We start from the raw sequence: 918 nt of genomic DNA, 5'->3' as shown, positions 1-918 counted from the left end.
CTGACCAGGATACCGGCGTTGGCGATCAGCGAACGGCCTGGTTCCAGGATGATTTCTGGCAGGTCATCACCGAAGTCTTCCTTGAGGAAGCGGATAATTTCTTCAGCGTAGGTTTCCAGGCTGTTGGTGCGGGTGATGTAGTTGGCCGGGAAGCCGCCGCCCATATTGATCAGCTTGAGGTGAATGCCGTCTTCTTCTTTCAGGCGTTCGAAAATCACTTTGACCTTGGCGATCGCCGCGTCCCAGACGCTGATGTCGCGCTGTTGCGAGCCGACGTGGAACGAGATGCCGTATGGCACCAGGCCCAGGTCACGGGCGAGGATCAGCAGGTCCATAGCCATGTCGGTCTGGCAGCCGAATTTGCGCGACAGAGGCCAGTCAGCGGTGGTCGAGCCTTCAGTCAGAATGCGCACATAGACTTTCGAACCCGGTGCGGCCTTGGCGATGTTGCGCAGGTCGGCTTCGGAGTCGGTGGAGAACAGGCGCACGCCCTTCTCGTAGAAGTAGCGGATGTCCTTGGATTTCTTGATGGTGTTGCCGTAACTGATACGGTCGGCGCTGACGCCGCGGTCCATCACTTTGTCCAGTTCGTAGATCGACGCGATGTCGAAGCTCGAACCTTTTTCTTTGAGCAGGTCGATGATTTCGACGGCCGGGTTGGCCTTGACCGCGTAGTAGACCTTGGCGAATTCGAAACCGGCGCGCAGGTCGTCATAGGCCTGGCTGATCATCGCGGTGTCTATTACCACGAACGGGGTTTCTTGCGTGTCGGCGAAGGCCTTCATTTTCTGGAAGGTTTCGCGCGCGTAATAGTCTTCGACCTTGATCGACATGCTGGAATCTCCTACTGGCAAACTAGATTAATCAATGGGTGCAAATGAACGTCCTCCGTATCCCCACTTTGGTTCGCCTACTTCC

General features: G+C 56.4%; 1 protein-coding gene. It reads right to left on the bottom strand.

From position 1 onward, the window contains the following. Positions 1-833: type III PLP-dependent enzyme (locus AC1DRJ_RS29940; protein ID WP_477805305.1), on the bottom strand; the 833-nt coding region annotated here is incomplete at its 3' end. Between the last annotated feature and the right edge of the window lie 85 nt (positions 834-918).

Source organism: Pseudomonas sp. P5_B2 (assembly GCF_056400445.1).
Note: the sequence above shows the minus strand (reverse complement) of the source record. Positions and strands in the feature narration are given on the sequence as shown.